A 14296-nucleotide genomic window follows, 5' to 3' on the forward strand; every position below is an offset into this window, starting at 1 on the left:
GGACACACCATGTTTCGGAACGCAGCGGAACTAGTGGCGCAAGCTAAAGAACAAAATGTAAAAATCGCAGAAATTATGATTCAATGTGAAATGGAAACAAGAAGTATTTCACGTGAAGAAGTAATTGCTGGTATGGAAAAGAACTTAGTAGTGATGGAGCAAGCAGTAGAACGTGGTATTCGCGGCGTGAAATCACCAACTGGTTTAACTGGTGGAGATGCTGTAAAAGTTCAAGCGTATATGAAGAGCGGAAAAGGCTTATCAGGAGATACGATTTTGGACGCAGTAAGCAAAGCTGTTGCAACAAATGAAGTAAACGCGGCGATGGGAATTATTTGTGCAACACCAACAGCAGGGTCTGCTGGAACAGTGCCAGGTGTACTATTTGCACTAAGAGAAAAATTGCAGCCTACACGTGAAGAAATGATTGAATTCTTATTTACAGCAGGAGCTTTCGGTATGGTTGTTGCGAATAACGCTTGTATTTCTGGTGCAGCGGGAGGATGCCAAGCTGAAGTTGGTTCAGCAAGTGGAATGGCGGCTGCAGCTGCAGTTGAGATGGCTGGTGGAACACAAGATCAAGCAGCTACAGCGATGGCAATTTCATTAAAGAACATGCTTGGTTTAGTGTGTGATCCTGTTGCAGGACTTGTAGAAGTACCTTGTGTAAAACGTAATGCAGCAGGAGCTGCAAATGCGATGATTTCAGCAGATTTAGCATTAGCTGGTGTAACGAGTACAATTCCATGTGATGAAGTAATTGAGGCAATGTTTAGAATCGGACAAACGATGCCAGTAGCACTTCGTGAAACAGCAGAAGGTGGACTTGCAGCAACGCCAACTGGTCGTCGCCTGCAAGAAGAGATTTTTGGGAAGAACAATAACTAAGTGTAATTATAGAAAAAGGAGCTCAAATAAACTTGAGCTCCTTTTTCTATTTTTCTTTTGTTAGTTGTTCTAATGTTTTTCCAAGGTTATGTGATCGTTTCGTTGCCTGTGTAATACAAGAAATAAGTGCTTGTTGAAATTTATGTTCTTGTAATACTTCAATACCTGCTTCGGTAGTTCCACCAGGAGAAGTAATTTCCTTTCGCAAAATAGAAGGGTGTTTGTCACTTGCTTTTAGCATTTCAGCAGCACCAATCATCGTTTGAAGAATAAGTGATTTTGCAACATCTTCTTTTAAACCAATATTTTTTGCAGCTTCTTCCATAGCTTCCACTACGTAATAAATATAAGCAGGTCCACTTCCGGATAATGCAGTGACAGCATGCATATCTTCTTCCTCTACAACAGAGACGAGACCAATCGTTTCAAATAAAGATGTTGCAGTGCGAATATGCTCCGCTGTTGCATGTTTTGAAGGGGAGATAGCGGTAGCTGATTTTAAAATGGCTGCGGATGTATTTGGCATTGCACGAATAATTGGAATGTCTTTTTGAAGTAGTTTTCTAATTGAGTCAGTAGAAACACCTGCTAGTAATGAAATAATAAGCACGTTATTATTTATGTATTCTTTAAAAGGGGTAAGCGCCTCTGCAACATCCTTTGGTTTCATTGCTAGAAAAAGAATATTTGCATCAGTAAGTAATTCTTTTTTATTATGAGTACCTTTGACACCGTATTTTTTATGTAGCTCTTGTAATCTTGTCTCGTTAGAACGATTACTTACAGTAATTTGTTCACCTTTAACGACATTTGCATGTAACAAGCCACCAATAATAGCTTCGGCAATAGAGCCTGCACCGAGAAAGGAAATGTTTTGAATAGACATGATGTTCCTCCTTTAATTTTGGTTAGAAATTCTTATAAATGTACATACATTCGTTTTTTTATAGGAAACACCTCTTTTTGTCTGAAAATAATGACAAATATATATAGAAGTTGTAAACTGAAGAAGTATTCATTTTTGAACCGGAAAGAGACAGGGGGGCTAAGCATGACGGCGATTCACCGAATGGAGATTCCTGTACCATTTGCAGTGGAAACTGTGAATGTGTTTTTAGTTGAGGGGGAGACATTAACATTAATTGATACAGGGACGAATACAGAAGAGGCAAGGAATGCGTTAGAAAGTCAATTAGGTGCATTAGGGCATACGATAGAAGAAATTGAAACAGTAGTCATTACGCATCATCATGCAGATCATTGTGGACTTTTAAATATATTTTCTGAGAAGACGAATATTATTGGACATCCTTGGAATGAGCCTTGGATTACACAAAATCCAGAATTTTTAAAGCGGTATCATGAATTTTTTAGAGAGACGGCCTTACAGTTTGGTGTGCCAGCAGCATTTTTGAAAGACGAGTCGTTATTGACGACGAGGACACTTAAATATTCTTGTAATAGATCGTTAACGCATACTGTCAGAGAAGGAGATCGTATTGATTCTTTGCCTGGATTTATAGTACTTGAAACACCAGGTCATGCTTCTACTCATATTTCTTTATATAGAGAATCTGATGGAATATTAATTGGTGGAGATGCTCTCATTAGTCATATTTCTTCGAATCCAATACTAGAACCGCCATATGAAGGGCAAACAGAGCGGGCACGCCCATTACTACAATATAATCAAACATTACAGCGTTTAAGCGAAATGAATATTTCACGCATTTTATCAGGGCATGGGGAAGATGTTCTAAATGTGAAACAACTTATTGAAACGAGATTACAAAAGCAAGAAACACGTGCTTTTAAAGTGCTTGAGTTATTAAAGGAAAAACCAATGACAGCATTTGAAGTATGTGTAAAACTATTTCCGGTATTATATAAAGAACAGTTACCACTTACTATTTCAGAAACGGTTGGACAATTGGACTATTTAGCATATAATCAACAAGTGATGATTGATGAGTCATCGCAACGATTGATTTATTATGCAAAGTAGGTGACAGCAATGACAGGACGTTTACAAAATAAAGTAATCGTCATTACAGGTGCTTCTAGTGGGATTGGTGAGCAAGTTGCAATGCAAGTTGCAGCACAGGGAGCGACTCCCGTATTAATGGCTCGAACAGAAGAGAAACTACAAGCGTTAGTAGACAAAATTAAAGAAACTTATAATACGCCTTGCTATTATTATGTATTAGATGTAAGTGAAGAGATAGAAGTACAGTCTGTTTTTTCAAAGGTATTACAAGAAGTAGGACGTATTGATATATTAGTAAACAACGCGGGATTTGGTATTTTTAAAACGTTTGAAGATGCGTCAATGGATGAAGTAAAAGATATGTTCCAAGTAAATGTATTTGGATTAGTAGCATGTACGAAAGCGGTACTACCTTATATGGTAAACAAGAACGAAGGACATATTATTAATATTGCTTCACTTGCTGGAAAAATTGCAACTCCGAAATCGAGTGCTTATGCAGCAACGAAACATGCTGTATTAGGTTTTACGAATAGTTTACGCATGGAATTAGCGAATACACATATTTATGTTACAGCAATTAATCCAGGTCCGATAGATACAAACTTTTTTGAAATAGCGGATCAATCTGGTACATATGTAAAGAATATGGGACGTTACATGTTAAAACCAACATACGTAGCAGAACAAATCGTAAAGTCGATGCACACGAAAAAACGTGAAGTAAACTTACCGAAGTGGATGGGAATTGGCCCGAAACTTTATGCTTTATTCCCAGGTTTATTTGAACGTGTAGCAGGTAAATCATTAAGTAAAAAATAGGAGATTTCCACATGGAAATCTCCTATTTTTTATTGTTTTCCAGTCACATAATCATAAACAATATCCTCAATCTCCTCGTATAAATCAATTTCAATATTTGAATGAGTCACCGTTTGAATATGTTTCACTAGCATTTCCCGATCTTCTTTTGATATTGGACTGCATTGATATTGTTGAAAACTTTTTATAATCATTTTCTCAATTAATTTTTCGTTCATATTTTTTCCCGCCTGTATGTACGTATGTATTGTTTTATTGTACTTGAAGTGAAATAAAAAAACTACCATGCACTATTTGTGTATAAAAATTCGGTTGTGCATATTGTTTTTCTAGTAAAATTAAGTTTTTTTAGTTTTAAAAATTTATAAATATTTAATTGACTCTATAAATATACAATATTATAATCATACTTAATTTAAAGAATCAATATGAGGAGGAACTTATGAAAGTCGCAATTATTGGAGCCACTGGATATGGGGGCATTGAGTTAATTCGTTTATTAGAACAACATCCATATTTTTCTATAGCATCTCTTCATTCTTTTTCACAAGTTGGTGAGTGTATAACAAATGTATATCCACACCTTCGAAATGTTCTCGTTCATACGTTACAAGAAATTGATGTGGAGACAATAGGGAAAGAAGCAGAAATTGTATTTCTAGCAACACCAGCAGGAGTATCGGCGAAGTTAACTCCCAAGTTATTAGCAGAAGGTTTAAAAGTAATTGACCTATCTGGAGACTTTCGTATGATAGATCCTTCGTCATATGAACTGTGGTATAAAAGGCCAGCAGCGAAAGAAGAAATTCTTAGAAAAGCAGTGTATGGGTTAAGTGAATGGAAAAGGTCTGAGATTCAAAATGCAAATTTAATTGCAAACCCAGGATGTTTTGCTACAGCCACATTGCTAGCGATAGCGCCGTTAGTACGTAGCGGCATGATTGAAGAAGATTCGATTATTATTGATGCGAAATCAGGGGTATCAGGAGCAGGAAAAACACCAACAACAATGACTCATTTTCCTGAGCTATACGATAACTTACATATCTATAAAGTAAACCAGCATCAGCACGTTCCAGAGATTGAGCAAATGCTTACAGAATGGAATAGTGAATTACAGCCAATTACATTTAGCACACATTTAATACCGATATCACGAGGAATCATGATTACACTTTATGCAAAAGTAAAACAAAAGATGGAAATAAAGCAACTTCAAAAATTGTATGAAGAAACGTATGAACAATCGCCTTTCATCCGAATTTGTACGCAAGGCAAATTTCCAAGTCCAAAGGAAGTGAGAGGCTCAAATTATTGTGATATTGGCATAGCTTACGATGAAAGAACAGAAAGAGTTACGGTCGTTTCTGTTATAGACAATATGATGAAAGGCGCGGCTGGGCAAGCGATGCAAAATGCAAACATAATAGCGGGACTAGAAGAGACAACAGGTTTACAACATATGCCGCTTTATCCATAAGGGGGACATGATGATTAAAGTAGCGTCTATTACAAAATTAGAAAATGGTTCAATTGTAACGCCGAAAGGCTTTTCGGCAATTGGTACTGCAAATGGTTTGAAAAAGGAGAAAAAGGATTTAGGTGCCATCGTTTGTGATGTACCAGCATCATGTGCCGCTGTGTATACAACGAATCAAATACAAGCAGCCCCCTTGCAAGTAACGAAGGATAGTATAACGGCTGAGGGGAAATTACAAGCTATTATCGTTAATAGTGGAAATGCAAATGCTTGTACAGGAATGAAAGGATTGCAAGATGCTTACGAGATGCGCGCATTAGGGGCAGAACATTTTGGGATGAAAGAAAACTACGTTGCAATAGCCTCAACAGGTGTAATTGGTGTTCCGCTGCCGATGGATATAATCCGAAAGGGAGTTGCAACTCTTATACCGACGAAGGAAGAAAGTGAATCATATTCTTTTTCGGAAGCAATTTTAACGACGGATCTTATAACGAAAGAAACTTGCTATGAAATGATTATTGATGGGAAGAAAGTGGCGATTGCTGGTGTTGCAAAAGGTTCAGGGATGATTCATCCGAATATGGCAACGATGCTTAGTTTTATTACGACAGATGCCAATATAGAACATGAAGAATTGCAAACAGCATTATCACAAATAACGAATCGTACATTTAATCAAATTACGGTAGATGGAGATACTTCTACGAATGACATGGTCATCGTTATGGCAAGTGGATTATCAGAAACGAAACCAATCAATATGGAACATGCAGATTGGGAAACTTTCGTATTTGCTTTACAGAAGGTATGTGAAGATTTAGCGAAAAAAATCGCACAAGATGGTGAGGGCGCTACGAAGTTAATAGAAGTAAATGTGTTAGGAGCTCGAACGAATGAAGAGGCAAAGAAAATTGCAAAGAAAATAGTCGGTTCGAGTCTTGTGAAAACAGCAATACATGGTGAAGACCCAAACTGGGGGCGAATTATTAGCAGTATTGGACAAAGTGAAGTCACGATTAACCCAAATACAATTGATATTACTCTTCAATCTATTACGGTGCTGAAAAATAGTGAACCTCAAATGTTTTCTGAAGAGGAAATGGAAATGAAATTAAAAGAACATGAAATTATGATTGATGTGTATTTACATTTAGGAGAAGAGACAGGATCAGCTTGGGGCTGTGACTTAAGCTATGAATATGTGAAAATAAACGCTTGTTATCGTACATAAGGAGAGGGAAGATGAGCGATTATATTGTAGTGAAATGCGGCGGTAGTATGTTGGATCAATTAAATGATGTGTTTTTTGATTGTATAAAGAAATTACAGCAGAAGTATAAAGTAGTGATTGTCCATGGTGGTGGGCCAGAAATTGATGCCAAATTAAAAGATTGTAACATCAACGTAGAAAAAAGAGATGGATTACGCGTAACACCAAAAGAAGTTATGGATATTGTTCAAATGGTGCTATGCGGAAGTACGAATAAAAAACTCGTAATGAATTTACAAAAGCACAATTTACTTGCGGTAGGTTGTTCAGGGTGTGACGGCAATTTACTTCAAATTCAACCTGTCAACGAGGAGATAGGATATGTGGGAGAAGTAAGTTATGTCGAAACGTCCTTACTAAAAGGGGTAATGAATATGAATTATATTCCTGTTATTGCTCCAATCGGGGTAAATGGTAATGAAATTTATAACATAAATGCGGACAATGCTGCAGCTGGGATTGCGGCCGCGTTAGGGGCAAAAGAGCTTGTTTTTATTACGGATGTAGATGGAATATTACATGAAGGGAATTTGGTAAAGGAAACGGATGAATCTGAAATTGCTACTTTTATAGAAACAGGTGTTATTACAGGTGGGATGATTCCGAAAGTACAGGCGGCACTAGCATCATTAAAAATGGGAGTGCAAAAGATAAGTATTGTGAATGGTACAAAAGATTTTACTGAGGTTACGGGAGAGTGTATTGGAACGACGGTAACGAAAGGTGTGAGTATTGTATGACGAGTCATCTTTTTCAAACGTATGGCAGAAGAACTATTGAGTTTGTAAAGGGAACTGGAACGAAAGTTATTGATAATAAAGGTAAGCAATATTTAGATTTTACATCAGGAATTGGCGTATGTAATTTAGGACATTGTCACCCTACTGTTTTCAAAAGTGTACAAGAGCAACTTGATGATATATGGCATATATCTAACCTGTTTACAAACAGCTTACAAGAAGAAGTTGCGTCATTATTAACAGAAAATAGAGCATTAGATTATGTGTTTTTCTGTAATAGTGGGGCAGAGGCAAATGAAGCGGCTTTAAAGTTAGCACGTAAGCATACTGGAAAATCTCTCGTCGTAACATGCCAGCAGTCTTTTCACGGTAGAACATTTGGAACGATGAGTGCAACGGGCCAAGATAAGGTAAAAGAAGGATTTGGTCCATTACTTCCATCTTTTTTACATATCCCTTTTAACGATATTAAAGCATTAGAGGAAGTAATGAATGAAGAAGTTGCGGCGGTAATGGTAGAAGTTGTTCAAGGAGAGGGAGGAGTGATACCTGCTGATCTATCTTTTTTGAAAGAGATTGAAACATTATGTAATAAGTTCGGTTCCTTATTTATTATAGACGAAGTTCAAACGGGGATAGGAAGAACTGGAACACTATTCGCTTATGAACAAGTGCGAATAGAGCCTGATATCGTTACCGTTGCAAAGGCACTTGGGAATGGGATTCCTGTCGGAGCAATGATTGGCCGGAAAGAACTTGGAACATCGTTTCCTGCAGGATCACACGGTTCAACGTTTGGTGGAAATTATATTGCAATGGCTGCAGCGAAAGAAGTATTGCAAATAACTAAGAAACCATCGTTTTTAAAAGAAGTAAAGGAAAAGGGCGAGTACGTATTACAGAAGTTGCAAGAGGAATTACAGCATGTCGAATGTATTCAAAATATACGTGGTAAAGGGCTTATGATTGGGATTGAGTGTAAGCATGAAGTTGCAAGTTTTATAGAGCAACTAGAAAACGAAGGACTTCTCGTATTACAAGCAGGGCCTAATGTTATAAGACTATTACCGCCACTCATTGTCACGAATGAAGAGTTAGAACAGGCAGTATATATAATAAAAAAAGTAGTTTTTACAAAAAACGTATCAATTATATAAGGGGGAAGTTTCATGTCAACTGTACAAGTACCAAAATTAAATACGAAAGATCTTTTAACATTAGAAGAATTGACGCAAGAAGAAATCATTTCATTAATTGAGTTCGCTATATATTTAAAAAAGAATAAGCAAGAGCCTTTATTACAAGGCAAAATATTAGGGCTTATTTTTGATAAGCATTCAACTCGTACTCGTGTATCTTTTGAAGCGGGAATGGTACAACTCGGGGGACATGGTATGTTTTTAAGTGGGAAAGAGATGCAAATGGGAAGAGGAGAAACCGTTTCAGATACTGCGAAAGTATTATCACAGTATATTGACGGGATCATGATACGTACATTTTCACACGCGGATGTAGAAGAGCTTGCAAAAGAATCGAGTATTCCTGTTATTAACGGTTTAACGGATGATCATCATCCTTGTCAAGCATTGGCAGACCTCATGACGATATATGAAGAAACAAATACATTTAAAGGAATAAAATTGGCTTACGTAGGTGACGGAAATAATGTATGTCATTCATTGTTGCTAGCGAGTGCAAAAGTCGGAATGCATATGACTGTTGCAACGCCTGTAGGATATGAACCGAATGAAGAGATTGTAAAAAAAGCGTTAGCGATTGCCAAGGAAACAGGAGCTGAAATTGAAGTTTTGCATGATCCTGAATTAGCGGTGAATGAAGCAGATTTCATTTATACTGACGTTTGGATGAGCATGGGGCAAGAGGGCGAAAAAGAGAAATATACTTTATTTCAACCTTACCAAATCAATGACGAACTTGTTAAGCATGCGAAGCAAACATATCGTTTCTTACACTGTTTACCTGCCCATCGTGAAGAAGAAGTAACAGGAGAAATTATAGATGGACCACAGTCTATCGTCTTTGAGCAAGCTGGTAATCGATTGCATGCTCAAAAAGCGTTATTAGTGAGTTTATTTAAAAATGTAGAAGAGCCTTCCTAAAAGGGAGGTTTTTTTATATTAAAATGTTGGATGTATATTTGGTTAACCATTTTGATATCATTTATAATAAAAGAGAAAACTAAATTTGTTGTTCAGAGTGTGTAAGGACATACTACATATAAAAATATAGTTAAAGAGATGATGAGGGTGAAAACAACTAAGAAAACATATTCGTTTTTTCAGCGGATGTGGAGAATATTAAAGTTTCAATATTATAAGTTGCTTCGATCGCCAGAAGGCGCAAAGAAAGTATCGTTAGGGTTTGCTATAGGATTCGGCTTAGAAATGTTAGTCATTTATACGGCATCGCTCGTATATGTAATATTTTATCCAATCGTCAGGTTAGCAAAGGGATCTTTTCCTGCGGCAGTTATTGGCAATATTATTGGGAAAATATCGTTTCTCCCAGTATTTTTATTTCCGCTTGCGTATGCGCTAGGAAAAATGATTTATCCATTTCATGTACAGAAAATTCAACATGAACCATTTACGATATCGGACTTGTTTTCAAGTCACATTTTTACGATATTAAAGAGCTTATTACAAAGTGAAGTGTATGTATTAATTGGAATGACGATTTTAGGAGTTGGGTTTGGTCTCATTTCATATTTCGTTGTGCATTATTTATACGAAAAGAACCGTAAGTTACGTTTGAAGAAAAGGAAGAAACGAGTGAGAGAACCACTTGTACAATTATAAACAATGTCACATTCATTTTCTCCTTTGAATATGTTTAAGAAAAAGGAGGAGAGGATAATGTATTATTATTACGTACCTCAAGTATATCCATATGTAAGTTATTATCCGGTTTATGATACGAGTAGACAATACGAATTATATCGGCAACAACAATTACAGCAATTATCACAAATACCACAATTACCAACACAACAGCCTACGCAGGAAAAAAAACCATATTTAACAACATGGCCATATTCCAATGTATACTATGGTAACTATTACGAATCATAAAGCTGCTTCTATTTAGAAGCAGCTTTATACGTTTGTTTTCAAAATTAAATTTTGAATGGTTTGAAGAGAATGAATGAGCTTTTCGCGCTCTTCCTCAGATAATGTTTGGAAATTTTCTTTTAGTTTGTCTAAAATGAATTGCTGATACTGATTTACTAATAATTTCCCTTCAGCTGTTAGAGAAATTAAAATGACCCGTCGATCTTTTTCGCTATAATGACGCTCTATTAGTTCTTCTTGAATAAGTTTGTTTAATAGAGGTGTCATGTTAGGCCGTGAAATCGCTAGCCGCTTGCCGATTTCGGAAACTGCTAATGTGCCGTTTTCATGCAAAAGCAGTAATACTTGTGTATGTGATGGCGGCATATGTCTTTGAGAAGAAAATTCTCCAGGAAGCATAAATTTGCGATAAAAAAGAGGCACTAGCGAAAGAAGATGATCAACAATACGTTCCCACTCGCGTGATTCCATATAAAGGCCCCCTTCCACTATCATTGTAACAAAAAAGACATGTTATAAAAATAGAATTGTTTCATGGTCGCTTTAATATTTGTAGGATAACACTTGCTTTGTAAATGTATTGGCAATAATCGCATAGCCGTTATCATTTGGGTGTACTTGGTCAAATAATAACTCTTTTTTATCATTCGATATTAATTTGCGAATTGGTAAAACGATAGATGGTTGATTTGCTTTGGAAATGGAATAAACAGATTCATTCCAGCCATCTAAAAACATATCTGCATAACTTGCGATGGAGTCATCGAGTTGTAACGGATTATAGAGTTCTGAGAGAATGAGTAAAGCGTCAGGATTTTGATCTCGAACTGTCTTTACAATACTTTTTATATCCGCTTCAAAATGGGCTTTTTCTTTATTTAACATTTTTATACCATCTATAACACCAACATCACGATTTAAACGAAATAAATTATTTCCTCCAATATTAATTGTAATTATATTTGCTGCTCTAATTTTTTCCTTTACATCTTCTGATTGAACTTTTTTTGCGAGACGATCTGTTGTAAGACCGTTTACCCCAAGGTTTTCTACTGTAATTGGTTTGTGAATTTGTGCTTCTATTTGCTTAGAAGCTAATTCAGCAAACCCACCTTGTGTCGATCCATATCCTTTAGCGAGTGAATCACCTAATACAAGATGATAAAAAGATTCGTTTGTTTGCTTATCAATCCAATTTGGAGCAGATGTTTTTTCTGTTTTTTCTTCAGATTCATTTTGTTTTGTCTCGTCGTTCTTTTCAAAATAAGAATAAGAAATGATCAGAAGGAGGAGACAAACAATTGTTAAGATGACTTTTTTCATAAATTCATCCTCCTTGTAATTGGTAATTGTATCATATTCAGCAGTATTAGCAATGTAAGGGCATATTATATGTTTATGAAAAGTTTATAATAACTTTACAGAAAATTTGTTGAAGTTTGTCAAAAAATATTGACGATAGGAAAGAACTTTATATATGATAATGTCAGATAAGGTGAAACTTTAATTAGTGGGAGCTTTATTTCCTATTAATTGTTAGTCATCATCAATCGGGCGTTTAAGGGGACTACTCGTTAGCGCAGGGTGAAATGAAAATTGTGTCTCTAATAGAAGAAAAAAGGTATGTGGTTAGAGACAGATAGGGATTCATTTCATTATTTCTGGTAATTGTATAAGGGGGATTTTTTGTGAAAAAGTCAAAAAAAATGCTAGCTGGAGCAACTCTTGCGATTGGTGTTATAGCACCGCAAGTAATGCCAGCAACAGCTCATGCAGATGAGAACACTGGGGAGAGTACAGTTAACTTACGAATTCTAGAAACATCAGATATTCACGTTAACTTAATGAATTACGATTATTATCAAACGAAAACAGATAATAAAGTAGGTCTCGTACAAACGGCAACACTTGTTAATAAAGCACGTGAAGAAGCGAAAAACTCTGTCCTATTTGATGATGGGGATGCATTACAAGGGACACCGCTTGGAGATTATGTAGCGAATAAAATAAAAGATCCGAAGAATCGTGTGGATCCTAGTTATACACATCCATTATATCGTTTAATGAATTTAATGAAGTATGACGTCATCTCTCTTGGGAATCATGAATTTAACTACGGTTTAGATTACCTAAACAAAGTGATTGAAAAAACGGATTTCCCGGTTATTAACTCGAATGTCTATATAGATGACCATGATGGTAATGATGAGAATGACGAGCATTACTTTGATAGACCATATCATATTTTAGAGAAAGAAGTAGTGGATGAAGCAGGCCAAAAACAAATAGTGAAAATTGGTGTAATGGGATTTGTTCCACCACAAATTATGAATTGGGATAAAGCGAATTTAGAAGGAAAAGTAAAGGCAAAAGATATTGTGCAAACAGCGAAAAAATTAGTTCCGGAAATGAAGGCGCAAGGTGCGGATATTATAGTTGCACTAGCGCATTCAGGTGTTGATAAGAGTGGATACAACGAAGGAATGGAAAATGCATCGTTTTATTTAGCAACACAAGTTCCTGGCGTAGATGCAGTATTAATGGGACATTCACATACCGAAGTGAAGGATGTATTTAATGGTGTTCCAGTTGTAATGCCTGGTGTTTTTGGTAGTAACTTAGGTATTATTGATATGCAATTGAAAAAGGTAAACGGAAAATGGGAAGTGCAAAAAGATCAGTCTAAGCCGCAACTTCGTCCGATTGCTGATAGTAAAGGTAATCCATTAGTAGAATCTGATCAAAAACTAGTTAATGAAATTAAAGATGATCATCAAGCGACAATCGATTATGTGAATACAGCTGTAGGTAAAACAACTGCACCAATTAATAGTTATTTTTCATTAGTACAAGATGATCCTTCCGTACAAATTGTGACAAATGCGCAAAAATGGTATGTAGAACAAGAACTTAAAAAACCAGAGTATGAAAAGATTAAAGATATTCCGGTTTTATCTGCAGGTGCACCATTTAAAGCAGGTGGCCGAAACGGTGCAACATATTATACTGATATTCCAGCTGGAACGTTAGCGATTAAAAACGTTGCAGATTTATACGTATATCCAAATACGTTATATGCTGTAAAAGTAAATGGGGCACAAGTGAAAGAATGGCTTGAAATGTCTGCAGGTCAGTTTAATCAAATTGATCCAAAGAAAACAGAAGAACAGCCGTTAGTAAATATAGGCTATCCTACATATAACTTCGATATTTTAGATGGCTTAAAATACGAAATTGATGTAACACAACCGGCGAAATACGATAAAGATGGAAAAGTTGTAAATGCAAATACGAATCGTATTGTAAATATGACATATGAAGGTAAGCCAGTAGCTGATGATCAAAAGTTCATCGTTGCTACAAATAATTATCGCGGTAGCAGTAAAACGTTCCCTGGTGTAAGTAAAGGAGAAGTTATTTACCAATCGCAAGATGAAACACGTCAAATTATTGTGAAGTATATGCAAGAAACACCAGTTATTAATCCAGCAGCTGATCAAAATTGGACGTTTAAACCGATTGTTGCAGATAAATTAAATACAACATTTGATTCTTCACCAAATGCACAAAAGTATATAAAGGCAGATGGAAAGATTTCATATGTTGGACCATCTGAAAATGAATTTGCTAAATATGCAATTGATATAACGAAGAAGAATGATGATAAAGAAACTGGTGAAGGAAATCCAACAACACCACCAAAAGGTGATGGAGAAAACCCAACAACACCGCCAACAGGTAATGAAGAAAAACCAACACCACCAACAGAAGAAGGTAATAATGGTAATGAACCAAAGCAAGATGGAAACACTACTGGATCTGGACAAACTACAACAGATGATCAAAATACAAAAGAAACAACAACTGTAAGTGAAAATAAAGAAGCTGAAAAAGATGAACGTGATTTACCGAAAACAGGTGCAAGTATTGCTTCTACAATTGGAGCTGGTCTTGCGTTTGTTGGAGCGGGATTACTTATGTTATTTAGAAGAAAGAAAGCGAATAGATAGTCGA

Annotated in this window: 15 protein-coding genes; 11 read left to right on the forward strand and 4 right to left on the reverse strand. The window is 36.1% G+C overall.

Translation table 11 applies throughout. The features are described 5' to 3' along the window. Window positions 1-9: 9 nt before the first annotated feature. Entirely contained in the window at window positions 10-888 is an 879-nt protein-coding gene (gene sdaAA / locus ACTFRH_RS15865; RefSeq protein WP_000489461.1) for an L-serine ammonia-lyase, iron-sulfur-dependent, subunit alpha, read from the forward strand. Window positions 889-934: 46 nt separating this feature from the next. Here the strand turns inward: sdaAA and proI are convergent, their stop codons facing one another. Further along, window positions 935-1774, reverse strand: a complete 840-nt coding sequence (gene proI / locus ACTFRH_RS15870; RefSeq protein WP_000027247.1) for a pyrroline-5-carboxylate reductase ProI — start codon at window positions 1772-1774, stop codon at window positions 935-937. Window positions 1775-1939: 165 nt separating this feature from the next. Between proI and ACTFRH_RS15875 the strand changes: the two genes are divergently transcribed. Both ACTFRH_RS15875 and ACTFRH_RS15880 read left to right on the forward strand, forming a co-directional pair. After that, a complete protein-coding gene (locus tag ACTFRH_RS15875) occupies window positions 1940-2893 on the forward strand; it encodes an MBL fold metallo-hydrolase (RefSeq protein ID WP_000125121.1) in 954 nt (317 codons plus the stop codon). Between the two features lie 9 nt (window positions 2894-2902). Beyond that, complete coding sequence (locus tag ACTFRH_RS15880) at window positions 2903-3697, forward strand: SDR family NAD(P)-dependent oxidoreductase (RefSeq protein ID WP_000147790.1); 795 nt, start codon at window positions 2903-2905, stop codon at window positions 3695-3697. 29 nt (window positions 3698-3726) lie between these two features. Here ACTFRH_RS15880 and ACTFRH_RS15885 read toward each other — a convergent pair whose 3' ends face one another. Next, window positions 3727-3915, reverse strand: coding sequence for a YqzH family protein (locus ACTFRH_RS15885; protein WP_001003225.1), 189 nt, complete (start codon window positions 3913-3915; stop codon window positions 3727-3729). Window positions 3916-4139: 224 nt separating this feature from the next. On the opposite strand from ACTFRH_RS15885, the gene argC reads away from it, so the two are divergent. The 7 genes from argC to ACTFRH_RS15920 all read left to right on the forward strand — a co-directional run bounded on the left by argC (window position 4140) and on the right by ACTFRH_RS15920 (window position 10282). Next, entirely contained in the window at window positions 4140-5177 is a 1038-nt protein-coding gene (argC, locus tag ACTFRH_RS15890; RefSeq protein WP_000861255.1) for an N-acetyl-gamma-glutamyl-phosphate reductase, read from the forward strand. Between the two features lie 10 nt (window positions 5178-5187). Next, entirely contained in the window at window positions 5188-6411 is a 1224-nt protein-coding gene (gene argJ, locus ACTFRH_RS15895; RefSeq protein WP_000598381.1) for a bifunctional glutamate N-acetyltransferase/amino-acid acetyltransferase ArgJ, read from the forward strand. Window positions 6412-6422: 11 nt separating this feature from the next. Further along, on the forward strand, window positions 6423-7190 hold the full coding sequence (argB, locus tag ACTFRH_RS15900) for an acetylglutamate kinase (RefSeq protein WP_001286778.1): 768 nt from the start codon (window positions 6423-6425) through the stop codon (window positions 7188-7190). Continuing rightward, a complete protein-coding gene (locus ACTFRH_RS15905; RefSeq protein ID WP_000200542.1) occupies window positions 7187-8347 on the forward strand; it encodes an acetylornithine transaminase in 1161 nt (386 codons plus the stop codon). Before argB ends, ACTFRH_RS15905 begins: the two co-directional genes overlap by 4 nt. Before the next feature lie 12 nt (window positions 8348-8359). After that, entirely contained in the window at window positions 8360-9310 is a 951-nt protein-coding gene (gene argF / locus ACTFRH_RS15910) for an ornithine carbamoyltransferase (protein ID WP_000108892.1), read from the forward strand. Between the two features lie 138 nt (window positions 9311-9448). After that, window positions 9449-10009 (forward strand): DUF2062 domain-containing protein, encoded by a 561-nt coding sequence (locus ACTFRH_RS15915; protein WP_033672806.1) that lies wholly within the window; start codon window positions 9449-9451, stop codon window positions 10007-10009. 57 nt (window positions 10010-10066) lie between these two features. Then, window positions 10067-10282 carry a hypothetical protein gene (locus ACTFRH_RS15920; protein ID WP_000291961.1) on the forward strand — a complete coding sequence of 72 codons (216 nt, stop codon included), beginning with the start codon at window positions 10067-10069 and terminating at the stop codon, window positions 10280-10282. Window positions 10283-10306: 24 nt separating this feature from the next. On the opposite strand, the gene ACTFRH_RS15925 is transcribed toward ACTFRH_RS15920, so the two are convergent. Further along, window positions 10307-10753, reverse strand: a complete 447-nt coding sequence (locus ACTFRH_RS15925; protein WP_000445819.1) for a MarR family winged helix-turn-helix transcriptional regulator — start codon at window positions 10751-10753, stop codon at window positions 10307-10309. Window positions 10754-10825: 72 nt separating this feature from the next. Beyond that, window positions 10826-11605, reverse strand: a complete 780-nt coding sequence (locus ACTFRH_RS15930) for a GDSL-type esterase/lipase family protein (protein WP_000755850.1) — start codon at window positions 11603-11605, stop codon at window positions 10826-10828. Between the two features lie 365 nt (window positions 11606-11970). Here ACTFRH_RS15930 and cpdB point away from each other — a divergent pair, with 365 nt between their 5' ends. Next, window positions 11971-14292, forward strand: coding sequence for a bifunctional 2',3'-cyclic-nucleotide 2'-phosphodiesterase/3'-nucleotidase (cpdB, locus tag ACTFRH_RS15935; protein WP_000748641.1), 2322 nt, complete (start codon window positions 11971-11973; stop codon window positions 14290-14292). Window positions 14293-14296 lie beyond the last annotated feature (4 nt).

Origin of the sequence: Bacillus cereus group sp. MYBK216-1, assembly GCF_051916495.1 — a bacterium.
GTDB classification, from domain to species: domain Bacteria; phylum Bacillota; class Bacilli; order Bacillales; family Bacillaceae_G; genus Bacillus_A; species Bacillus_A thuringiensis_K.